Here is a 22,151-nt window from a genome sequence, read left to right as displayed (position 1 = left end):
GCTACTCCCGTCCGAGGGGTCTCAGTTCGTATTTCGGGTTGAACAGCACCCGGCGGCCTCGGCTCATGGAGATCCGGCCCGATGCGATCAGCCGGCGCCCCGGCTCTATCCCGACTATGGAGCGCCTGCCGAGCCACACCACGTCGAGGGCGGCGGAGCCGTCGAACAGCTCGGCCTCCAGGGCCGGGACTCCCGCACGCGGCCGCAGGGTGACCGTGCGCAAGGTACCAGTAACCGTCACTATCTGTCGGTCATGGCAGTCACCGATCCTGATGCATCCGGCCGTCTCGGCATCCTCCCGCAGCTCCTCGGACTCCAGGTCCTCCTGCGACGAGGAGAGCCGGTCGAGCATGCGCCGGAACCGGCCCACCGACTTTTCGGAACGAGGAACAGCACTCATGTCTTGAAGCCTACCGGGGTGCACCGACACTCTCGTACCCCTGGTGCCGCCCCCCGAACCAGCCCCCTGTGACCAGCTCATTTCTCGAATCGGTACCCCATCCCCGGCTCCGTGATGAAGTGCCGGGGATGCGAAGGATCCGCCTCCAGCTTCCTGCGCAGTTGGGCCATGTACACCCGCAGATAGTTCGTCTCCGTCCCGTACGACGGCCCCCAGACCTCCTGCAGCAGCTGCTTCTGGCTGACGAGCCGCCCGGTGTTGCGGACCAGCACCTCCAGCAGATGCCACTCCGTGGGGGTCAGCCGTACGTCCTTCCCGCCCCGGTTGACCTTCTTCGCGGCCAGGTCGACGGTGAACTCCTCGGTCTCCACCATCACGTCGTCCTCGCCGCCCCCGGTCGGTTCGGCGCGGCGGACGGCGGCCCGCAGCCGGGCCAGCAGCTCGTCCATGCCGAAGGGCTTGGTGACGTAGTCGTCGGCGCCCGCGTCCAGCGCCTCGACCTTCTCGTCAGAGGAGTGCCGGGCGGACAGCACCAGGATCGGCACCCGGGTCCAGCCGCGCAGCCCCCGGATCACCTCGACGCCGTCCATGTCGGGCAGACCGAGGTCGAGGACGACCACGTCGGGGTGGCGCGTGGCGGCGAGTTCGAGGGCGGTGGCCCCGTCGTGGGCCGCGTCGACCTCGTACTTGCGGGCCTTGAGATTGATCACGAGGGCGCGCACGATCTGCGGCTCGTCGTCGATCACCAGCACCCTCGTGGGGGCCTGGGGGGTCCCCCCGGTCGGGCTCAGCATGTGGCCTGCCTTTCAGGTTCCGCGGGGCGCTCCACAGACGCGGCCCCCTCTTCGACAAGCTCCGCGCGCGCTCCCGCCGCCCGGAGGGTGAGCACCATGGTGAGGCCGCCGCCGGGGGTGTCCTCGGCGTTGAGGGTGCCGTTCATGGCCTCGGCGAAGCCGCGCGCGACCGCGAGCCCGAGGCCCACTCCGGCACCGCGCGGGGCGTCGCCGTAGCGCTGGAACGGCGCGAAGATGCGCTCCTTGGCCTCGTCGGGGACGCCGGGGCCGCGGTCGACGACGCGCACCTCGACCCGTTCGGCGATGGCGCTCGCGGCGACCAGCACCGGCTCGTCCTGCCGGCTGTACTTGACGGCGTTCTCGACGAGGTTGGCCACCGACCGCTCCAGCAGCCCGGGGTCCACGGCGACCATGGGCAGCGTCTCCGGAATGTCCAGCTCCACGCTGTCCTCCGGCACCCCGCCGAGCGCCATCGGCACCACCTCGTCGAGGTCGATCTCCCGGATCAAGGGCGTCACCGTGCCGGTCTGCAACCGCGACATGTCCAGCAGATTCCCCACCAGATGATCGAGCCGGTCCGCACCTTCCTCGATCCCCTCCAGCAATTCGGCCTCGTCCTCCTCCGACCACGCCACGTCATCGGAGCGCAGCGAGGACACCGCCGCCTTGATACCCGCAAGAGGCGTACGCAGGTCATGGCTCACGGCGGCCAGCAGCGCCGTACGGATCCGGTTGCCCTCCGCCAGCTCCTTGGCCTGGTCGGCCTCGCGCTGCAGACGCTGACGGTCCAGGACCACCGCGGCCTGCGCGGCGAAGGCGGCCAGCACCCGGCGGTCCTCGGCGGGCAGCACCCGGCCGGCCAGCGCGAGCGCCATGTGATCGCCGACCGGTACGTCCACGTCCGCCTCCTCCGGCCGATCCGGCGCCCGCCCCGAGCCCACCCGGCCCGCACACGTCCACGGATCGACGTCGCTCTGCCGCTCCAGCAGGGCCGCCGACTCCATGCCGAACGTCTCGCGGACGCGCTCCAGCAACTCCTCCAGGCCGGTCTCACCCCGCAGCACGTTCCCGGCGAGGAAGGACAGGATCTCCGACTCGGCCCGCAGACGAGCCGCCTGCTGGGTGCGGCGGGCGGCGAGGTCCACCACGGAGGCCACCGCCACCGCCACGAAGACGAAGATCACGAGCGCGAGCAGGTTCTTCGGGTCGGCGATCGAGATGCGGTGCAGCGGTGGTGTGAAGAACCAGTTGAGCAGCAGCGATCCGACCGCGGCCGAGGCCAGTGCGGGGGAGAGCCCGCCGAGCAGGGCCGCTGCCACCGTCAGGGTCAGGAACAACAGCATGTCGTTGGCGAGACCGAGGTCGGCGTTGACGTGGGTCAGCAGCAGGGTGAGCAGCGCCGGACCGCCGACACCGGTGAGCCAGCCCCACACGATCCGGGACCGGCCAAGACTCGCTCCCCGGGCCACGGGCAGTCCGCGTCCCTTGGCGGCCTCCTCGTGCGTGACGATGTGGACGTCGAGGTCGGGGCCCGAGTCCCGGGCGACCGTGGCGCCGACGCCCGGTCCGAGGACGTACTGCCAGCTCCTGCGGCGCGAGGAGCCGAGGACGATCTGAGTGGCGTTCACCCCGCGCGCGAAGTCCAGCAGCGCCGCCGGGATGTCGTCGCCGACGACGTGGTGGAAGGTGCCGCCCAGGTCCTCGACGAGGGTGCGCTGGACGGCCAGTTCCTTGGGCGAGGCGGAGGTCAGGCCGTCGCTGCGGGCGATGTAGACGGCCAGCACCTCACCGCCGGCCCCCTTCTCCGCGAGCCGCGCGGCCCGGCGGATCAGCGTCCGGCCCTCCGGACCGCCGGTCAGCCCGACCACGATCCGCTCCCGCGAGCCCCAGATCGTCGACACCCGGTGATCACTGCGGTACTGCTTCAGGTACGCGTCGACCCGGTCCGCCACCCACAGCAACGCCAGCTCCCGCAGCGCGGTCAGGTTCCCGGGCCGGAAGTAGTTCGACAGGGCCGCGTCGACCTTGTCCGGCCGGTAGATGTTCCCGTGCGCCATCCGCCGCCGCAGCGCCTGCGGCGACATGTCGACCAGCTCGACCTGGTCGGCCCGGCGCACCACCTCGTCAGGGACGGTCTCCTGCTGCCGTACGCCGGTGATCGACTCCACCACATCACCCAGCGACTCCAGGTGCTGGATGTTGACGGTCGATATCACGTCGATCCCGGCCGCCAGCAGCTCCTCCACGTCCTGCCAGCGCTTGGCGTTGCGCGCGCCGGGGATGTTGGTGTGGGCCAGCTCGTCGACGAGCGCCACCTGCGGACGCCGCGCCAGTACGGCGTCGACGTCCATCTCCGTGAAGAGGGCCCCTCGGTATCCCAGCTCGTTACGGGTGATCTGCTCCAGCCCGTGCAGCATCACCTCGGTGCGGGCCCGCTCATGGTGCTCCACGAACGCGACCACGCAGTCGGTGCCGCGTTCGATCCGCCGGTGCGCCTCGGACAGCATCGCGTACGTCTTGCCGACGCCCGGTGCCGCACCGAGGTAGATCCGAAGCTTGCCGCGTCCCATGGCCCTATTGTCTTCCGGTCCCACTGCCAACTGCGCAGCGTCGACCTTACGGCCAACAATCGCGACAAATGGGGCCGGGTGCGGCGGCGGGGGCGTCTTTGACGCAACTCTGACGCCCCCGCCGCCGCGCCGCCCCCGCCTCACCCGGGGTTGTCGCCGTGAGTGAGGGTCTCCCAGGCCACGAAGAGGTTGTTGCTGCCGGCCGGGCGGTTGCGCTCGGTCAGCGTCTCGGTGTTGGTCATGGCATGCCCGAGGCGATTGGCCAGGGCGTTGTGCCCGACCTCGGTGACCGGCCCGAGCCCGAGCTTCAGCGAGCCGCCGCACAGCCAGCCGGGCACGGCCGTACCGAGCTCGTACCTGGCCTGGAACCCGAGCGCCTGCCGCAGCCGCTCACCGACGTCGGTGCCGTACAGGTCCTGCCCCTGGATCCGGCTGGTCTCCGCGACGTGCGAGATGGCCGAGATGCCGTACCCGGTGTGGGTGAGGTCGCGGCAGGTCTCCTGGGTGAGGCCGGTGACGAAGGTGGTCTGGCCCTGCCAGTACTTGACGATCTTGTCCCGGGTGTCGAGGTGCTGGCTCGGCACGGTCTTCGGCAGGTCGCCGTCGGAGGACAGGTAGACGTAGGCGGCGGTGCGGGTGCGGAACTTCGCCATGGCCTTGTCGTACGACGCCTTGTCCTCCAGGAAGACGGAGATGCCGACGGCGGCCTCCATCATCGACAGCTCCCAGTTGCCGTTGGAGTTCGAGCCGTTGATGATCTCGGGCAGATAGACGTCGCGGAGCATGGTGGCGAACCGGCCGGAGTTCGCCCAGTTCCCGGTGTACGTGTACTTGATGATCTCGGCGGCCTTGGGCCACGAGGAGCCGGCCCAGCCCGTCTGCAAAGGCGCGTTGCTGTTGGTGTGGTCCCTGATCACCGCGGACCAGGCGTCCATCAGCTCGATGGCCTTCTTCGCGTGCCGCTCGTCGCGGGTGATGTACCAGGCGAGGGCCTGGGTGTACGCGGCTATCGCGTCCTCGCGCTCGTCGGTGCAGCCGTAGTTGGGGTTCGAGTACGAGCCGCACTCGACGACCGCGCGGGGCTTGGGGGTGCGGTTCAGATCGGCGTACTTGCTCGCCATCATCCGGTCGAAGGCACCCTTCCAGGGCTGGGCGCCGGCGTTCACCTTGGAGCGGGTGAAGTCCAACTGCCCCTGGGAGACGGTGACTCCGGGGTGGGCGAAGGTACTGGGAGCTGCGTCGGCGGGCCAGGCGAGGACACCGGCGACGAGGGCGGCCGCGGCCGCGAAGAGTGCGGTTCTGCGCATGCGTGGGGGGCCTTCCGTTCTCGTATGTGAACGCGAAGCGCCTTTATGAACAGACGCGTTGGCCGGAGACGGTAGGTACAGACCAATGCGCCGTCAAGAGTTCACGCACGAGAACACGAGAAAGGGCCGCACCCCGTGTGGGGTACGGCCCTGATGTTTCTACGTTGCTCAGCGCACCTCGGTGATCTCCGGCCCGCGCTGGAGCTGGCCCATGCCGCCGGAGAAGCGCGAACCCGCCTCCTCCTGCTGGACGCCCTCGGGGACCATCTGGGCGTCGTTCGGCAGCTTCAGGACGATCGGGTCACGGGGGGCCATCGGGCCCTCGCCGCGGACCACGACCGTGTCCCGGAAGATCTGCTCGAGCAGACCGGCCGCCTGCGGCTGCACCGCGCCCTGCCCCGAGATCACACCGCGCAGGAACCAGCGCGGACCGTCCACGCCGACGAACCGCACGACCTGGAAACCGCCCGTGCCGTCCGGCAGCTGCACCGGCACCTGGGCCCGCAGCTCCCAGCCCAGGGGGCCCTCGACCTCGTCGATGATGCCACCCTGCTGGGTGATGCCGGAGCCGATCTCCTCGCGCACCTCGCCCCAGATGCCCTCGCGCTTGGGCGCGGCGAAGGCCTGCAGCTGGATGGCGCTGTCGCGCAGCACGACGGTCGCCGCGACGATCGCGTCACCCGCGACCTCGACGCGCAGCTCCATGCCGTCGACGCCCGGCACCAACAGGCCGCCCAGGTCCACCCGGCCCTCACCGGGCTCGCGGACCTCGGTGCTGTCCCAGGGCCCGTCGGGCCGCGGTTCCGGCTCGAGCCTCACGCGCTCGCGCGTGCCGTCGTCGTCCGCCTCAGTGTCGATGTCGACGACCTGCTCGGGCTCGCCGGCCGCGTCCTCGGCGGCACCCTTCTTCTTGCGACGTCCGAACACGTCACTGTCCTTCCCGGTCGGATACGACCGAAGCGTATCGATTCCCACCCGTTGCGCCGCCATCGGCGGCCTGATCGCTTGTATCGCTTGTGCCGCCCACCGCGGCATGGCCGCCGGTGGACCCGAAGCCCCCTGCGGCCCGCGCCGAATCGGGAAGCTCCGCAACCTCCTGGAAGCGAACCCTCTCGACCTGCTGGACGACCAGTTGGGCAATCCGGTCGAAGCGCTCGAACCGCACGGTCTCATGCGGGTCGAGATTCACCACGATCACCTTGATCTCCCCACGGTACCCGGCATCAACCGTCCCCGGGGCATTCACCAGGGCGACACCGAGGCGGGCGGCGAGACCGGAACGGGGGTGCACGAAGGCCGCGTACCCCTCCGGCAGCGCGACAGACACCCCGGTGGGCAGTACGGCCCGCTCCCCCGGCTTCAGTTCGCGGCTCTCGGTGGTGCGCAGATCGGCTCCCGCGTCACCGGGGTGCGCGTACGTCGGAAGCGGTACGTCGGGGTCGACGCGCCGGATCAGCACGTCGAGTTCTCGACGGGGCTCACGGCTCACGGGTTCACCTCGAAGGCACGGGCACGGCGGACCTGGTCCGGGTCGCTCATGGCGGCCCGGATCTCCTCCGGGCGGCCGTTGTCGATGAAGTGGTCGACCTTCACCTCGATGAAGAGGGCGTCGGCACGGACGGCGACGGGCCCGTCGGGACCGCCGATCCGTCCGGTGGCGGTCGAGTAGATCTTGCGGCCCGCCACCGCCGTCACCTCGGCCTCCAGGTACAGCACCGTGCCCACCGGAACGGGCCGCACGAAGTCGGTCTCCAGCCGCCCGGTCACAGCGATCGTGCGCAGCAGCCAGTTGAGCGAGCCGAGGGTCTCGTCGAGCGCGGTCGCGAGCACACCGCCGTGCGCGAGCCCGGGCGCCCCCTGGTGGGCGCTCTGCACGGTGAACTCGGCGGTGAGGGACACCCCTTCGCCGGCCCGCGCCTCCAGATGCAATCCGTGGGCCTGCTCGCCGCCACAGCCGAAACACTGGCCGTAATGGGCACCAAGAAGCTCACCGGGCGCGGGAGCCTCAGCATGCCGCACCGGTTTCACGGCGCCGGCCGGGGGCTTGAGGGACGGGGAAATACCACTCACAGCCGCAGACCTTACCCGCGCGTCGGCACGATCCGGACACCGTGCCAAGCTTGGCTCCATGCAGCTCTCCGCCGCCCCGTACGAAGAACGCCTGACCGCCCCCCGCACCTGGTGGCTGATCTCGTTCCTGGTCGGGGTCTCCCTGGCCCTGATCCTCCTGCCCTTCGGCACGCTTCCCATGCTCGCGGGGCTCGTCGGCGGCACCGCCGCGGCAGCGGTCATGGCGAGCTCGTACGGCTCGGTCCGCATCCGTCTGGTGGGCGACTCGCTGATCGCGGGCGAGGCGAAGATCCCGGTGCGGGCCCTGGGCGAGGCGCACGTCCTGGACCCCGAGGAGGCCCGCGCCTGGCGCACCCACAAGGCCGACACCCGGGCCTTCCTCCTGCTGCGCGCCTACATCCCGACGGCTCTGCGCGTGGAGGTCACGGACCCCGAGGACCCGACCCCGTACCTGTACCTGTCGACCCGCGAGCCGGAACGCCTGGCGGAGGCGATCAAGGCAGCGAAGGCCTCGGTCTAGCACACCCGAGCGGGCCTTCACCGGCCTGGTCAAGATTTGTGCCCGCCGTGGCAAAAACTTCGTCGCGGCACCGAGATCTCAGCCGCCCCCGAGCTTCTTGAACCTGTGCACCCGGCCGACGTCGCCCATCTCCAGCGGCTTCGCCGGGCGCTCCAGCGGGGGCAGTTCCGGCAGTTCGTCCCACGGCACCTGGATCTTCCGCAGGTCCGCCCGAATCCGTGCCGCGAGCCTCTTGGTGTCCCGGCGGTTCATGACCGCGCCCACCGCGGCTCCCACCATGAAAGGCATGAGGTTCGGCAGATTCCGGACCATCCGCTTCATGATCTGCTGACGCAGCTCCCGCTTCATCTGCCCGCCAAGAGCGGCGTTGATCGTCGCCGGCTTCATCGGGTCGATGCCGCGCTCCTCGGACCACGAGGACAGATACGCGGTACTGCGGTCCTTCAGATTGCCGGGCGGGCGTACGCCGTACACCTCGTGCAGCTCGGCGATCAGTTTCAGTTCGATCGCCGCCACGCCGGTGATCTCGGCCGCCAGTTCCGTCGGCATCGCGGGCGGCACCGGCAGCATCGCCGCCGCACCGACTCCCGCACCGACCGTCGAGCTCGCGTTCGCCGCGCCCGTGACGAGCTTGTCCGCGATCTGCTCGGGCCCCAGGCCCGGGAAGTGCCGGCGAAGGGTTGCGAGGTCCCGTACGGGGATCCGCGGGGCGTTCTCGATGATCCGGTCGGCGAGGTACCCGAGGCCCGCTCTGGCGCGGCTGCCGCCCCTACGGACGCCTTCCCGGGCCTTCTCCCGGATCACCGTGCCCCTCCGCTTGGCGGCGGCCGGGGGAACCTCCCCCCGCGCCGGGAGGTCAGCCCCGGACACGGGTTCGAGCGAGGCCCCCGTACTGGATGAGCCCCGCTCGTCGTCACGCGCGCCGTACGGGCCGTCGGACGGCCCTTCGTCCGCTCCCGACCGTCGGGAGCGGCGCTTCCAAGGTGGGGTCGAGCCAGTCATGCCCGACCCGACCTCAGTCGCAGTCGCGGCAGATCGGCTGACCGTTCTTCTCCCGGGCCAGCTGGCTGCGGTGGTGCACCAGGAAGCAGCTCATGCATGTGAACTCGTCCTGCTGCTTCGGCAGCACCCGGACGGCCAACTCCTCATTGGAGAGGTCGGCACCGGGCAGCTCAAGGCCTTCTGCGGCCTCGAACTCGTCGACGTCCACAGAGGAAGTCGACTTGTCGTTCCGCCGGGCCTTGAGCTCTTCAAGGCTGTCCGAGTCGACGTCGTCGTCGGTCTTGCGTGGGGTGTCGTAATCCGTTGCCATGTCGCTCTCCCCCTCTGGGTGTCTGCGGTGTCTCCAGCGCACGTAACGCGTGAGAGGCCGGACTTGTGCCCGACCCGAGGCGGAGATTTTGCCTCACATCAAGGTCTGTTACTCAATCGACACCCAACCGGACTCCTCAAGAGTGATCGGCTTGGATGGCGAACGGGACCGTACACGGTCCTAATGCCGCAGTTCAAAGGCGTCTCACCGTGTACTTCCCGTGATCAAGACCCCCGAAAACCCGGATTTTCCCGGCTTTCCGACGGGTCGCATGATCACTGAGAGTAGATGGCCGGAAATTCGCCCTTGTGATCGATCACACATGGGGCTGCTCGACGAGTGCCCAGAAAATTCCGCGCAAAGCGAACATCCCCGTTGTGTCGGTCAGGTGTCGGCGCACATGGTCTCAGATCGGCAGGGTGACCCGCATCATGAGTCCTCCGCCCTCGCGTGGCTGCGCCGAGATGTGCCCGCCATGCGCCCGGGCCACGGACCGCACAATGGACAGCCCCAGGCCGACGCCCTTGTCGCTGCCCGTGCGCTCCGTGCGCAGCCGTCTGAACGGCTCGAAGAGATTGTCGATCTCGTACGCCGGCACCACCGGCCCGGTGTTCGACACGACCAGAACCGCCTGCCCGTGCTGGACCTCGGTGGTGACCTCGACCCAGCCGCCCTCCGGGATGTTGTACCGGACGGCGTTCTGCACCAGGTTCAGCGCGATCCGCTCCAGCAGCACGCCGTTGCCCTGCACGACCGCGGCCTTCTGCTCGCCGCGGATCACCACGCCCTTGGCCTCGGCCTCCGCGTGCACCTGGTCGACGGCCTGCTCGGCCACCTCCGCGAGGTCCACCGGTTTGCGCTCGACGATCTGGTTGTCACTGCGGGCGAGCAGCAGCAGTCCCTCGACGAGTTGTTCGCTGCGCTCGTTGGTGGCCAGCAGCGTCTTGCCGAGCTGCTGGAGTTCCATCGGCGCGTTCGGGTCCGACAGGTGCACCTCGAGGAGCGTGCGGTTGATCGCGAGCGGGGTGCGCAGCTCGTGCGAGGCGTTGCCGACGAAGCGCTGCTGGGCGGTGAACGCCCGCTGCAGCCGCTCCAGCATCTCGTCGAAGGTGTCGGCGAGCTCCTTCAGCTCGTCGTCCGGGCCGTCCAGCTCGATGCGGCGGGACAGGTCCGAGCCCGCCACCGCGCGCGCGGTCCGGGTGATCCGGCCCAGCGGCGACAGGACGCGGCCGGCCATGGCGTAGCCGAAGGCGAAGGCGATGACGGCGAGGCCGAGGAGGGCCAGCAGGGAGCGGCTGAGCAGATCGTCCAGCGCGACATGGCGCTGGTCGTCGATGCAGGCGCTGATCGCCTCGTTGAACTGGGAGAACGTGAGGTTGTCGGACTTGATCGCGGGGCAGTTGTCGCTCGTGACCTGGAGCTGGGTGGCGTCCACGATCTTGAACAGGGGTTCATTGCCCGTGTTGATCGCCTGTGCGGCCAGCAGGTAGATGATCGACAGCAGCAGGATGCCGGCGATCAGGAACATGCCGCCGTACAGCAGCGTGAGCCTTATCCGGATGGTGGGGCGCAGCCACGGGAAGGGGGGCTCCACCCTCCGGGGGTCCCAGGTGGGCTTGGGGGGCGCCTGGGGAGGCGCGGGAGTCGCGGCCATGGTCGATCAGATCCGGTAGCCGGAGCCGGGCACGGTGACGATCACCGGTGGCTCCCCCAGCTTGCGGCGCAGTGTCATGACGGTCACTCGCACCACGTTCGTGAACGGGTCGGTGTTCTCGTCCCAGGCCTTCTCCAGGAGCTGCTCGGCGGAGACCACCGCGCCCTCGCTGCGCATCAGCACTTCCAGGACGGCGAACTCCTTCGGCGCGAGCTGCACCTCCTTGCCGTCGCGGAAGACCTCGCGGCGATTGGGGTCGAGCTTGATGCCGGCGCGCTCCAGGACGGGCGGCAGCGGCACGCTCGTACGGCGGCCGAGGGCACGCACGCGTGCCGTCAGCTCGCTGAAGGCGAAGGGCTTGGGGAGATAGTCGTCGGCGCCGATCTCCAGCCCCTCGACACGGTCGCTGACGTCGCCGGAGGCCGTGAGCATCAGCACGCGCGTGGGCATGCCGAGTTCGACGATCTTGCGGCAGACGTCGTCGCCGTGCACCAGCGGGAGGTCGCGGTCGAGGACGACCACGTCGTAGTCGTTGACGCCGATGCGCTCCAGGGCGGCCGCACCGTCGTACACGACGTCGACGGCCATGGCCTCCCGGCGCAGTCCGGTGGCCACCGCATCGGCGAGCAGTTGCTCGTCCTCGACGACGAGTACGCGCACGTCGCTTGTCCTTCCTGTGTCCACCCGCGTAGCGCTTGGCTCGCACACGGGCAGGGGTCTTGGTCTGGTGTCCTGGCCTCCATCCTGCCCTTTTCCGCCATAAGTCGGCGGTAAGACGGGTGGGCGGACCATGCAGGACGGGTGTGAAGCCCGGGAATGCGAGATTTTCTCTTCCGGTTGAGGTTTCCGCGGAAGGGAGCGGGGGGAGGACGGCTTTACACCCCGCGATCACGCTCTGCTCGTGCCGCACCACCATGCGGTACGACTCGATCCGCTTCCCGCAGAGCGGGCGTGGGTGTCCGGCACCGTCGCCGCCCAGCAAGGGCAGCGCTGGGCACCTACCGGAGACGTGATCGCCCCTTCCGAACGGCACACCCCCGTGCCACCGACCCACGACCCAGGACGAGGGGGCGCAGCATGGACGCATTCACCGCAGGACTTCTGCAGCGCATAAGGGCGACCGAGTCCGACCTGACGCGGGCTCGTGACGAGGGCGACGACTTCCTCGTCGAGGTGGAGCAGGGCGAGCTCGACGACCTGCGCCGCCTCGCCGCCGAGCACGGTGTGGAAGTCGGCGCGTCACGCGTCTGACGAGCACGACGACGGGGCCCCGGCGAATCCAGCGCCGGGGCCCCGTCGCGTGCCGTCAGTCGTGCCAGGCGCCGAAGTCCTCCAGGAGCCGCTGGAGGGGCTCGAAGACTCCCGGGGTGGCCGCCACCGCGAGGTCACGTGACGGGCGCTCTCCGGGGCGTCCGCCGGTCAGGGCGCCCGCTTCTCGTGCGATCAGGTCGCCCGCGGCCACGTCCCAGGCGTTGAGGCCGCGCTCGTAGTAGCCGTCGAGGCGGCCCGCGGCCAGGTCGCACAGGTCGATCGCGGCCGAGCCGCCGCGGCGGATGTCACGCAGGAGGGGGATCAGCCGCTGCGCGACGTCGGCCTGGTGGGTGCGCACCTCGGTGACGTAGTTGAAGCCGGTCGAGACCAGGGCCTGGTCCAGGGGCGCTGTGCGCCGGCAGCCGAGCCTGCGCTCGCCGTCCCAGGATCCCGTGGCCCAAGCACCGGCGCCGCGCACCGCGTGATACGTCTCGCCGCGCATTGGGGCCGCCACGACCCCGACAACCGCTTCGCCGTCCTGCTCGGCGGCGATGGAGACGGACCAAGTCGGCAGCCCGTACAGGTAGTTGACCGTGCCGTCGAGCGGGTCGATCACCCAGCGGATGCCGCTCGTGCCCTCGGTGGAGGCGCCCTCCTCGCCGAGGAAACCGTCGTCGGGGCGGTGCTCGGAGATCACGTCGGTGATCAGCTTCTCCGCCGCGATGTCCATCTCCGTGACCACGTCGATCGGGCTCGACTTGGTCGCGGCGACCGCGAGGTCGGCCGGACGGCCGTCGCGCAGCAGCTCGCCCGCGCGGCGGGCGGCCTCCCGGGCCAGCCGGAGCAGTTCCGAGTGCAGGGGGTCGGTCACGGGGCTCCTCACGCGTACGGGCTGTCGGCGCCCGCGGCGGCGGGCTTGGGGGCGCGGGCCGGGCAGCAGCCGATCGGGCACAGGTTGTGGTCGGCGCCGAGCGCGCCCAGGGCGCAGGGCGTGACGTCCTGGCCGCGCTCCACGGCGGCGCGCTCCAGGACGAGGTCGCGGATCGCCGCGGCGAACCGCGGGTCGTCTCCGACGGTGGCCGAGCGGCGCATCGGCAGACCCAGCTCCTCGGCCTTGGCCTTGGCCTCCGTGTCGAGGTCGTAGAGGACCTCCATGTGGTCGGAGACGAAGCCGATGGGGGCGATCACGACCGCCGGCACCCCGGCCTCGTGCCGCTCCTCGAGGTGGTCGCAGATGTCCGGCTCCAGCCACGGGATGTGCGGGGCGCCGGAGCGGGACTGGTAGACGAGCTGCCAGGGATGGTCGACGCCGGTGCGCTCGCGTACTGCGTCGGCGATCAGCTGCGCGACGTCCAGGTGCTGCTCGACGTACGCGCCGCCGTCGCCCTGCTCCTCGACCGGGCCGGAGCTGTCCGCGGCCGCGGTCGGGATCGAGTGGGTCGAGAAGGCGATGTGCGCGCCGTCCCGGACGTCCTCGGGAAGGTCTGCGAGGGACTCGACGACACCGTCGATCATCGGTTCCAGGAAGCCCGGGTGGTTGAAGTAGTGCCGCAGCTTGTCGACCTTCGGCAGCTCCAGGCCCTCGGCTTCAAGGGCGGCGAGCGAGTCGGCGAGGTTCTCGCGGTACTGGCGGCAGCCCGAATAGGAGGCGTAGGCGCTGGTGGCGAGGACGATGATGCGGCGGCGGCCGTCCGCGACCATCTCGCGCAGGGTGTCGGTCAGATACGGCGCCCAGTTGCGGTTGCCCCAGTAGATCGGCAGGTCCAGGCCGTGCTCGGCGAAGTCCTTGCGCAGGGCGTCGAGCAGGGCGCGGTTCTGGTCGTTGATGGGGCTGACGCCGCCGAAGAGGAAGTAGTGTTCGCCGACTTCCTTCAGGCGTTCGGTGGGGATGCCCCGCCCGCGGGTGACGTTCTCCAGGAACGGGATCACGTCGTCCGGGCCCTCGGGGCCGCCGAAGGAGAGCAGGAGCAGGGCGTCGTAGGGGGTGGCATCGCGCGCGTCTGGCATGGATCGATCCTGTCATCCGGTACTGACAGCCGGGAAACGGCGGGGTGACCACCCGGGTTCCCGGTTCGTCCGGCCAGGTGCGTTAGGGTCACCTAACTCGTAAGCTGTATCGGCTGTCCACGCGCCTTACCGAGTCGCCCTGAGTCGCCCTGAGTTGCCCCGAGCCACCCTGAGTTGCCCCGAGCCGCTCAGTCCTGCCCTTCCGCCTGACCGGAGACCCCCGTGCCGAGCCCCTACCGCGCCCTGTTCGCCGCCCCTGGCACCAAGGGCTTCACCGCCGCGGGCTTCCTCGGCCGGATGCCGCTGTCGATGATGGGCATCGGCGTGGTCACGATGGTCTCCCAGCTGACCGGGCGCTACGGCCTCGCCGGCGCCCTGTCGGCCACCATCGCGCTCTCTGCGGCGGTGGCGGGCCCGCAGGTCTCACGGCTGGTCGACCAGTACGGGCAGCGGCGGGTGCTGCGTCCGGCGACGCTGATCTCGCTCGTGGCGGGTGCCGGGCTGCTGTTCGCCGCCCACTACGGGTGGCCGGACTGGGTGCTGTTCGTGGCCTGCGTCGGCATCGGCTGCGTGCCCAGCGTCGGGGCGATGACCCGGGCCCGCTGGGCCGCGCTGTACCGGGAGACGCCGCAGCTGCACACCGCGTACTCCTTCGAGTCCGTGATCGACGAAGTGTGCTTCATCTTCGGGCCGATCATCTCCATCGGCCTGTCCACGGCGTGGTTCCCGGAGGCCGGGCCGCTGCTCGCCGGCTGCTTCCTGGCCGCCGGTGTCTTCTGGCTGACCGCGCAGCGGGCCACCGAGCCCGTGCCGCATCCGCGCGAGCGCCGAGGTACCGATTCGGCTCTGCGCTCCCCCGGGCTGCAGGTCCTGGTGGCCACCTTCGTGGCGACCGGAGCGATCTTCGGGTCCGTGGACGTGGTCACGGTGGCCTTCGCGGACGAGCAGGGGCACAAGGGCGCCGCGAGCGTGGTCCTCGCGCTGTACGCGGCGGGCTCCTGCGCGGCGGGGCTCGTCTTCGGGCTGTTGCGCTTCAAGGGGGCACCCGAACCTCGCTGGCTGCTGGGCATATGCGCGATGGCCGTGAGTATGATCCCCCTCCTACTGGTCGGAAACTTGCCGCTTCTGGCCGTGGCGCTGTTCGTCTCGGGCATGGCGGTCGCTCCCACGATGATCACCACCATGTCCCTGATCGAAGAGCACGTACCACGCGCGCAACTGACCGAGGGCATGACCTGGGTGAGCACCGGGCTCGCGGTCGGTGTCGCGCTCGGCTCCTCCGCGGCCGGCTGGGCGATCGACGCCGCCGGTGCGGACGCCGGGTACGGGGTTCCGGCGGTGGCCGGGGCCGTCGCGGTCGTGGTGGGTTTCCTGGGGTATCGCCGGCTCAGCAGGCCGGCTCCGCGTCGGGGAGGCACCGTTGAGCAGCACAGCGAGCGGCAGGAACGGCACGTGGCGTAACTGGAGCGGCAATGTCGCCGCCCGCCCCGTGCGGGAGGTCGCTCCGGCCTCCGTCGAGGAGCTGTCCGCGGCGATACGCCGGGCCGCCGAGGGCGGCCTGAAGGTGAAGGCGGTCGGCAGTGGCCACTCCTTCACGTCCATAGCCGCCACCGATGGCGTGCTGATCCGCCCTCAACTCTTGACCGGCATCCGCAACATTGACCGGGATGCCATGACGGTCACGGTCGAGGCGGGTACCCCGCTCAAGAGGCTCAACATGGCCCTGGCGCGCGAGGGCCTGTCGCTCACGAACATGGGCGACATCATGGAGCAGACGGTCTCGGGCGCCACCAGCACCGGCACACACGGCACGGGCCGTGAGTCGGCCTCGATCGCCGCCCAGATCAAGGGCCTGGAACTGGTCACGGCCGAGGGCTCAGTGCTCACCTGCTCCGAGAAGGAGAATCCGGAGGTCTTCGCGGCGGCCCGCATCGGCCTCGGCGCACTGGGCATCGTCACCGCGATCACCTTCGCCGTGGAGCCGATCTTCCTGCTCTCCGCGCGCGAGGAGCCGATGCCGTTCGACAAGGTCCTGGCGGACTTCGACGAACTGTGGACCGAGAACGAGCACTTCGAGTTCTACTGGTTCCCGCACACCGGCAACACCAACACCAAGCGCAACAACCGCAGCGCGGGCCCGGAGAAGCCGGTGGGGCAGGTCGCCGGCTGGCTCGAGGACGAGTTCCTCTCCAACGGCGTCTTCCAGGCGGCTCAGTGGGTCGGCCGCGCGGCACCCGCCACGATCCCGGCGATCGCCCGGATCTCCAGCAAGGCCCTGTCCGCGCGGACCTACACGGACATCCCCTACAAGGTCTTCACATCACCGCGCCGGGTGCGCTTCGTGGAGATGGAGTACGCCGTCCCGCGCGAGGCCGTCGTCGAGACGCTGCGCGAACTGAAGGCCATGATCGAGCGCTCCGGCCTCAGGGTCAGCTTCCCGGTCGAGGTGCGCACCGCCCCGGCCGACGACATCACGCTGTCCACCGCCTCGGGCCGCGACAGCGCGTACGTCGCCGTCCACATGGTCAAGGGCACGCCGTACCAGCGGTACTTCACCGCCGCCGAGCGGATCTTCACCGCGCACGAGGGACGTCCGCACTGGGGCAAGGTGCACACGCGGGACGCCGAGTACTTCGCCCAGGTGTACCCGCGCTTCGGCGAGTTCACGGCGCTGCGGGACCGGCTCGACCCGGACCGCCGGTTCCAGAACGACTACCTGCGAAGGGTGTTGGGGGCGTAGCACGCGATCGGCTCGATCCACCCGGTCGGCCAACTGCGCAGCCAGGAGAGGTACGGGCGAAAGCATTAGTTCCATTTCCGGCGTTTGCGTGAAGTACGCCACGCTCAAGATCGGAGAACCGCTCAACGGACGGCCGAGTCCCACCCCTTGCCAGAAGTTGAGCGGCGCGCCAATCCACGCACGTGGCCCAAATGGAGTACTGTTGCGAGCCCTGGGTCCGGTCTCCCGCCAGGGCGTCCGTGGCCTTCAAGGACCGCCGGGAGGGGGCTAGTTGCACAGGGTGACGGAGTTGGTCACTTAGCGTTGCGAACAGGTAACCGTGCCATAACGGCGATCCAGGGCCCGTGCCCGACACGCCGGGCAACTCGGCAAGGTTGTGGCAGGCTGCACCCGGGCAGGCCACACTCGACTAGCGGAAGCAGCGACGCACGTGACGTCGGCAGGCACCACCCGGGAGGTCCCCATGCCCGAACTGCGTGTCGTGGCCGTCTCAAATGACGGCACACGGCTGGTGCTGAAGGCTGCCGACGCAACGGAGTACACGCTTCCGATCGACGAACGCCTGCGCGCCGCCGTGCGCGGCGACCGTCCCCGCCTCGGCCAGATCGAGATCGAGGTGGAGAGCCATCTCCGCCCCCGCGACATCCAGGCGCGTATACGCGCTGGTGCGACCGCGGAAGAGGTCGCCCAACTCGCCGGCATCCCCGTCGACCGCGTACGGCGCTTCGAGGGCCCCGTGCTCGCCGAGCGCGCCTTCATGGCCGAACGGGCCCGCAAGACTCCCGTCCGCCGCCCCGGTGAGAACGCCGCCGGGCCGCAGCTCGGCGAGGCCGTCCAGGAGCGGCTGCTGCTGCGCGGCGCCGACAAGGACACCGTGCAGTGGGACTCGTGGCGCCGTGACGACGGCACCTGGGAAGTGCTGCTGGTCTACATGGTGGCGGGCGAACCGCACTCGGCGAGCTGGACGTACGACCCGCCCCGGCGGCTCGTGCAGGCCGTCGACGAGGAGGCGCGCTCGCTGATCGGTGAGTCCGAGGACCTCGCCGCGCCGGAGCCCAGCTTCCCGTTCGTACCGCGTATCGCCCGGCTTCCGCGCGAGCGTGGGATGGACCGTGCCCTCGAAGGTGCACGGCCGAGCCTGCCGGCCCAGGCCTCCGAGCCTGTCGAGGAGACCACGGAGGAACGGGACTCGCTGACCAGCCTGCTGGAGGCGGTGCCCAGCTTCCGGGGCGACCTGGTGGTCCCGGAGCGCCCGCCGGAGCCGGACGCGGAGGAACCTCCCGCCGAACCGGCCACGGAGGAGCCTCCGGCCCCCGCCGCCTCGGCTGGTTCCGCCTACGCGGACGTCCTCATGCCCCGCTCCGTCGGCAGTCACCGTGACCGCCTCATCGGCGCCACGGACCGTCAGGCCGAAGCGGACGGCGTCCGCCCCGGCCGCCGGGCCGCCGTCCCGAGCTGGGACGAGATCGTGTTCGGGACGCGCAGGAAGAAGCAGGAGTAGGCAAGCAGGAGTAGCAGGAGAATCGGTCGTACGGCTGTGGATGCGGCCGTACGAGGACGAGGGCCGCGTTGGTCGCAACGCGGCCCTCGTGCTGCGCCCGCCTACTGCGGATCCGGCCCCACAGCCACCGGCCGCGACGAATCCGACGACCACTGCGACCACGAACCGACGTAGAGCGCCGCCGGAATGCCCGCCACCGCCAGCGCCAGCACCTGGTGTGCGGCGGAGACGCCCGAGCCGCAGTACACGCCGACCTCCGTGCCCTCGGACGCGCCCAGCGCCTTGAAGCGCGCGCCGAGTTCCTCGGCGGGCAGGAAGCGGCCGTCCGCGCCGACGTTCTCGTTCGTGGGGGCGGACACGGCGCCCGGGATGTGGCCGCCGACCGGATCGATCGGCTCGACCTCTCCGCGGTAGCGCTCCCCCGCTCGCGCGTCCAGCAGCACGCCCGATCGAGCGAGCGCCGCGGCGCCGTCGGCGTCGAGAAGGCCCGTCGCCCCCGGCGCCGGCTCGAAGTCGCCCTCCACCGGAGTCGGCTCGGACGTCTCCAGCGGCCCCTGCCAGGTCGGCAACCCGCCGTCGAGGACCCGCACATCCGGGTGACCCGTCCAGCGCAGCAGCCACCACGCCCGGGCCGCTGCCCAGCCCTGCCCGCCGTCGTACACAACCACCGGCGCCGACGACGACACGCCCGCCCGGCGCATCGCCGCGCCGAATTCGGCCAGGTCCGGCAAGGGGTGACGGCCGCGCGAACCGGGCGCGGAGGCCAGTTCCCGGTCCAGGTCGACGTAGACCGCGCCGGGGATGTGCCCGGCCCGGTACGCCGTCCGGCCGTCGAACGGCGGCTCACCGGCCGCCTTGGCCACGGTCAACTGCCAGCGGACGTCGAGCAGCACCGGCGGGTTCTCGCCCGACAGTTCACTCGCGAGTTCGGATGCGGAGATGATGGCGTTCATGGCCACCATCCTTGCGCACGGGGTGGCCGCATCGCCCGGCTCCGGTTACTCTGCCCGCCGGACAGGCTCGATCACGAGGCGTACGGGATCGGGCACATGCTGTACAGCCGATCGACATCCATCGGCAATCGCACGGAAACGGGCGGTAAATCGCACACCGGGCATCCTCCGGGCACCGGCCGTCGTGCGGCGGCGTGCCCGCAGCGCGCGCGGCCACGGGTGGTGCGAGCATCGGCTCGGGGGTCCGGACCACGGACGCGACACGGCCACCACGAGAGGCCGAGGAGAGAGTGACGATGACCGAGGCACGGGGGTCGGCCGGCCCGCACGGCGCGACGCACGCCCGGCACGCGCCCGGCACGCCCTGCTGGGTGAGCCTGATGGTGCACGGACTGGCCGCGACCCAGGAGTTCTACGGGGCGCTGTTCGGCTGGGAGTTCCAGCCCGGCCCCCAGCAACTCGGCCCCTATGTGCGGGCCCTGCTCGACGGCCGTGAGGTGGCCGGCATCGGTCAGCTGCCGCCCGACCGCCACCTCCCCATCGCCTGGACGCCCTATCTCGCCTCGAACGACGTGGACCTGACCGCCGAGACGGTACGGCTGTGCGGCGGCACCGTCGGGGTGGGGCCGCTGGACGCCGCCGAGGCCGGCCGGATGGCGATCTGCTCCGACCCCGCCGGCGCCGTCTTCGGCATCTGGCAGACGGCGGCCCACCTCGGCACCGCCGTCACGGGCGTGCCCGGTACCCCCGCCTGGAACGAGCTGCTGACCTTCGAGTCCGTCAATGTCGCCAAGTTCTACGAGAGCGTGTTCGCCTACGAGGAGGAGCCGGTGGTCTCCGCCGACTTCGACTACGTCACCCTGCACATCGACGGCCGCCCGGTCGCCGGCATCCACGGCGTCGGCAACGCCCTGCCGCGCGACCGGGGCCCGCACTGGATGACGTACTTCGAAGTCGCCGACACGGACGAGGCACTGGAGCGGATCGATGAGCTCGGCGGCCATGTCCTGAATGCGGCCCACGACAGCGCGCACGGGCGCGTGGCGACGGTGGCGGACCCGGAGGGGGCCCGGTTCTCCCTGATCCAGAATCCGCGCTGACGGCGCTCAGGGGTGGTGCGGGGCGGCTTGGGGGCCGGGATGGCCGAGTGGGCCGCGGCTCAGGCCGGCTGCACCGGCAGGACGTCCGGGGACAGCGCCGCCGCCCGTGCGCTGGCCGCCGTCATGCGGCGGCGGTGATGGCGGCGGCACAGGACCTCGTAGCCGACGGCGTCCGCCTGGTTGACATCGCCGACGACCACCTGGGCGCCCTCGACGACCATCTCGCCGCCTATCGTGCGGGCGTTGTGCGTGGCGCGGGCGCCGCACCAGCACAGGGCCTCGACCTGGAGCACCTCGACCCGGTCGGCGAGTTCCACCAGGCGCTGGGAGCCCGGGAACAGCTTGGAGCGGAAGTCGGTCGTGATGCCGAAGGCGTAGACGTCGAGGCCCAGGTCGTCGACCACCCGCGCGAGTTGGTCGATCTGGTTCGGTGCGAGGAACTGGGCCTCGTCGGCAATGACGTAGTCCGCGCGGCGTCCCCGGGAGAGGTGGTCGACGAGGTAGGCGTACAGGTCCATGCCGTCCTCGACCTCCACCGCGTCCGTGACCAGGCCGAGCCGCGAGGACAGCTTGCCCTCGCCCGCACGGTCGTCGCGCGTGAAGATCATGCCCGCGAGGCCACGCGCCGAACGGTTGTGCTCGATCTGGAGGGCCAGCGTCGACTTCCCGCAGTCCATCGTTCCGGAGAAGAACACCAGCTCGGGCATGTTGAGTTGAGCACCTTTCGGTGAGGAGATCGGTCGGGAGGTGACGACGTCCGGGGATGACGTGCAGGGTGTCAGGTGCGTACTTCGAGGAGGGGGACCAACTGCTCGGCGGGGGTCATCGAGCCGTGGTTGCCGACCATGGCCGACTCCTTCGGCTCCCGCTCGGACGCGATGATCAGGACGTCGTCCCGCGCGGCCGCGACCACGTCACCGATACGGTCGTACACACGCTCGTCGATCTGTGGCCCGAACCATCCCGCCGCGATCGCCTCGTCCCGGGAGGCCACCCAGAACTGCTCGCCGAGCACCTCGCGCCAGCAGGTCAGCACGTCGTTCGCGGCGCCGGGCACCGCGTAGACGTGCCGCGCCCGGCCCTCGCCGCCCAGCAGGGCGACACCGGCACGCAGCTCCCAGTCCTCGTCGAAGTCGATGCGGTGCTGCTCGTCGAAGGGCACGTCGATCATGCCGTGGTCGGCGGTGACGTAGAGCGCGCTGCGCGGCGGCAGCTGCTCGGCGAGACGCTGGACGAGCCGGTCGACGTACATGAGCTGACCGCGCCAGGTGTCCGAGTCGACGCCGAAGCGGTGGCCGGCGCCGTCCAGCTCGGCGTAGTACGTGTAGACCAGGGAACGGTCGCCCGCGGCCAGTTGCTCGGCCGCGAGGTCCATACGGTCCTCGCCGGTCAGCCGGCCGTGGAACGAGCCGCCGCTGAGGGCGACCTTGGTCAGCGGGGTGCTCTCGAAGGTGGGCGACGACACCTGGGCCGCGTGGACGCCCGCCTGGTGCGCCAGCTGGAAGACCGTGGGGTACGGCTGCCAGACGCGCGGTGACGTCCACGGGTTCCAGCGCAGCTGGTTCATCAGCTCGCCGGTCTCCGGGTTGCGCACGGTGTACCCGGGCAGGCCGTGCGCGCCCGGCGGCAGGCCGGTGCCGACGGAGGCGAGGGAGGTCGCGGTGGTCGCCGGGTACCCGGCGGTGATGGGGCGTCCGGTGCCGCCGCGCGAGCTGCTCAGGAGCGAGGTCATGAACGGCGCGTCCTCGGGGTGCGCCTTGAGCTGCTCCCAGCCGAGGCCGTCGACCAGGAACACGCAGTTCCGGTCGGTCGCGGTCAGCTCGGGGATGGCGGCGGTCATCTCCGGTACGGCCATGCCGGCGGCCAGCGTGGGCAGCAGATCGGCGAGCGAGCCGCTGCCGTACTCGGGGGCGGGCGCGGAGTCGACGGAGAGAGGTTCCGGGTGGGCGTCCCAGGCGGTGGGCTGGATCAT

Annotated in this window: 22 protein-coding genes; 6 read left to right on the top strand and 16 right to left on the bottom strand. The window is 70.6% G+C overall.

Features of this window, described 5'->3' with window-relative positions; translation table 11 throughout:
• Window position 1: 1 nt before the first annotated feature.
• From PBV52_RS36330 to PBV52_RS36300, 7 genes are all read right to left on the bottom strand, one after another.
• Window positions 2–400, bottom strand: a complete 399-nt coding sequence (locus tag PBV52_RS36330; RefSeq protein WP_062703790.1) for an OB-fold nucleic acid binding domain-containing protein — start codon at window positions 398–400, stop codon at window positions 2–4.
• Window positions 401–477: 77 nt separating this feature from the next.
• Entirely contained in the window at window positions 478–1,194 is a 717-nt protein-coding gene (locus tag PBV52_RS36325; protein ID WP_274244361.1) for a response regulator, read from the bottom strand.
• On the bottom strand, window positions 1,188–3,764 hold the full coding sequence (locus tag PBV52_RS36320; RefSeq protein WP_274244359.1) for a sensor histidine kinase KdpD: 2,577 nt from the start codon (window positions 3,762–3,764) through the stop codon (window positions 1,188–1,190). Before PBV52_RS36320 ends, PBV52_RS36325 begins: the two co-directional genes overlap by 7 nt.
• 140 nt (window positions 3,765–3,904) lie before the next feature.
• Window positions 3,905–5,071, bottom strand: a complete 1,167-nt coding sequence (locus tag PBV52_RS36315; protein WP_274244357.1) for an alginate lyase family protein — start codon at window positions 5,069–5,071, stop codon at window positions 3,905–3,907.
• A 168-nt stretch (window positions 5,072–5,239) separates the two neighbouring features.
• On the bottom strand, window positions 5,240–5,998 hold the full coding sequence (locus PBV52_RS36310) for a DUF3710 domain-containing protein (RefSeq protein ID WP_274244355.1): 759 nt from the start codon (window positions 5,996–5,998) through the stop codon (window positions 5,240–5,242).
• 1 nt (window position 5,999) lies between these two features.
• Window positions 6,000–6,560 carry a dUTP diphosphatase gene (gene dut / locus PBV52_RS36305; RefSeq protein WP_274244353.1) on the bottom strand — a complete coding sequence of 187 codons (561 nt, stop codon included), beginning with the start codon at window positions 6,558–6,560 and terminating at the stop codon, window positions 6,000–6,002.
• On the bottom strand, window positions 6,557–7,141 hold the full coding sequence (locus tag PBV52_RS36300) for a PaaI family thioesterase (protein ID WP_274244352.1): 585 nt from the start codon (window positions 7,139–7,141) through the stop codon (window positions 6,557–6,559). The genes dut and PBV52_RS36300 overlap by 4 nt, the downstream gene beginning before the upstream one ends.
• Window positions 7,142–7,199: 58 nt before the next feature.
• Here PBV52_RS36300 and PBV52_RS36295 point away from each other — a divergent pair, with 58 nt between their 5' ends.
• Window positions 7,200–7,661: a DUF3093 domain-containing protein gene (locus tag PBV52_RS36295; RefSeq protein WP_274244350.1), complete on the top strand. Its 462-nt coding sequence runs from the start codon at window positions 7,200–7,202 to the stop codon at window positions 7,659–7,661.
• Between the two features lie 78 nt (window positions 7,662–7,739).
• Here the strand turns inward: PBV52_RS36295 and PBV52_RS36290 are convergent, their stop codons facing one another.
• The 4 genes from PBV52_RS36290 to PBV52_RS36275 all read right to left on the bottom strand — a co-directional run bounded on the left by PBV52_RS36290 (window position 7,740) and on the right by PBV52_RS36275 (window position 11,287).
• Window positions 7,740–8,663, bottom strand: a complete 924-nt coding sequence (locus tag PBV52_RS36290) for a hypothetical protein (RefSeq protein WP_274244348.1) — start codon at window positions 8,661–8,663, stop codon at window positions 7,740–7,742.
• Between the two features lie 13 nt (window positions 8,664–8,676).
• Window positions 8,677–8,973 (bottom strand): DUF4193 domain-containing protein, encoded by a 297-nt coding sequence (locus tag PBV52_RS36285; protein ID WP_003997302.1) that lies wholly within the window; start codon window positions 8,971–8,973, stop codon window positions 8,677–8,679.
• 406 nt (window positions 8,974–9,379) lie between these two features.
• Window positions 9,380–10,627: a HAMP domain-containing sensor histidine kinase gene (locus PBV52_RS36280; protein WP_274244320.1), complete on the bottom strand. Its 1,248-nt coding sequence runs from the start codon at window positions 10,625–10,627 to the stop codon at window positions 9,380–9,382.
• Between the two features lie 6 nt (window positions 10,628–10,633).
• Window positions 10,634–11,287 (bottom strand): response regulator transcription factor, encoded by a 654-nt coding sequence (locus tag PBV52_RS36275; protein ID WP_007385219.1) that lies wholly within the window; start codon window positions 11,285–11,287, stop codon window positions 10,634–10,636.
• 417 nt (window positions 11,288–11,704) lie between these two features.
• On the opposite strand from PBV52_RS36275, the gene PBV52_RS36270 reads away from it, so the two are divergent.
• Window positions 11,705–11,878 (top strand): hypothetical protein, encoded by a 174-nt coding sequence (locus PBV52_RS36270; protein ID WP_164904867.1) that lies wholly within the window; start codon window positions 11,705–11,707, stop codon window positions 11,876–11,878.
• Window positions 11,879–11,933: 55 nt separating this feature from the next.
• Here PBV52_RS36270 and PBV52_RS36265 read toward each other — a convergent pair whose 3' ends face one another.
• Both PBV52_RS36265 and PBV52_RS36260 read right to left on the bottom strand, forming a co-directional pair.
• Window positions 11,934–12,749, bottom strand: coding sequence for an inositol monophosphatase family protein (locus PBV52_RS36265; RefSeq protein ID WP_274244302.1), 816 nt, complete (start codon window positions 12,747–12,749; stop codon window positions 11,934–11,936).
• Window positions 12,750–12,757: 8 nt separating this feature from the next.
• The gene (locus tag PBV52_RS36260; protein WP_274244300.1) at window positions 12,758–13,885 is read right to left on the bottom strand and encodes a ferrochelatase; all 1,128 of its coding nucleotides are present in this window, start codon (window positions 13,883–13,885) and stop codon (window positions 12,758–12,760) included.
• A 222-nt stretch (window positions 13,886–14,107) separates the two neighbouring features.
• Between PBV52_RS36260 and PBV52_RS36255 the strand changes: the two genes are divergently transcribed.
• The 3 genes from PBV52_RS36255 to sepH all read left to right on the top strand — a co-directional run bounded on the left by PBV52_RS36255 (window position 14,108) and on the right by sepH (window position 18,126).
• Window positions 14,108–15,346 carry an MFS transporter gene (locus PBV52_RS36255; protein ID WP_274244298.1) on the top strand — a complete coding sequence of 413 codons (1,239 nt, stop codon included), beginning with the start codon at window positions 14,108–14,110 and terminating at the stop codon, window positions 15,344–15,346.
• Complete coding sequence (locus PBV52_RS36250; protein WP_274244295.1) at window positions 15,306–16,625, top strand: D-arabinono-1,4-lactone oxidase; 1,320 nt, start codon at window positions 15,306–15,308, stop codon at window positions 16,623–16,625. Before PBV52_RS36255 ends, PBV52_RS36250 begins: the two co-directional genes overlap by 41 nt.
• A gap of 463 nt (window positions 16,626–17,088) precedes the next feature.
• Window positions 17,089–18,126, top strand: a complete 1,038-nt coding sequence (sepH, locus tag PBV52_RS36245) for a septation protein SepH (RefSeq protein WP_274244273.1) — start codon at window positions 17,089–17,091, stop codon at window positions 18,124–18,126.
• A gap of 101 nt (window positions 18,127–18,227) precedes the next feature.
• Here sepH and PBV52_RS36240 read toward each other — a convergent pair whose 3' ends face one another.
• Window positions 18,228–19,079: a sulfurtransferase gene (locus PBV52_RS36240; RefSeq protein WP_274244270.1), complete on the bottom strand. Its 852-nt coding sequence runs from the start codon at window positions 19,077–19,079 to the stop codon at window positions 18,228–18,230.
• A gap of 296 nt (window positions 19,080–19,375) precedes the next feature.
• Here PBV52_RS36240 and PBV52_RS36235 point away from each other — a divergent pair, with 296 nt between their 5' ends.
• On the top strand, window positions 19,376–20,179 hold the full coding sequence (locus PBV52_RS36235; RefSeq protein WP_274244268.1) for a VOC family protein: 804 nt from the start codon (window positions 19,376–19,378) through the stop codon (window positions 20,177–20,179).
• A 59-nt stretch (window positions 20,180–20,238) separates the two neighbouring features.
• Here PBV52_RS36235 and PBV52_RS36230 read toward each other — a convergent pair whose 3' ends face one another.
• Window positions 20,239–20,886, bottom strand: coding sequence for a thymidine kinase (locus PBV52_RS36230; protein ID WP_274244266.1), 648 nt, complete (start codon window positions 20,884–20,886; stop codon window positions 20,239–20,241).
• 71 nt (window positions 20,887–20,957) lie between these two features.
• Window positions 20,958–22,151, bottom strand: a complete 1,194-nt coding sequence (locus PBV52_RS36225) for an alkaline phosphatase family protein (RefSeq protein WP_274244264.1) — start codon at window positions 22,149–22,151, stop codon at window positions 20,958–20,960.

It is taken from the genome of Streptomyces sp. T12 (assembly GCF_028736035.1).
Lineage (GTDB): Bacteria > Actinomycetota > Actinomycetes > Streptomycetales > Streptomycetaceae > Streptomyces.
This window is presented reverse-complemented; position numbering and strand designations above follow the sequence as displayed.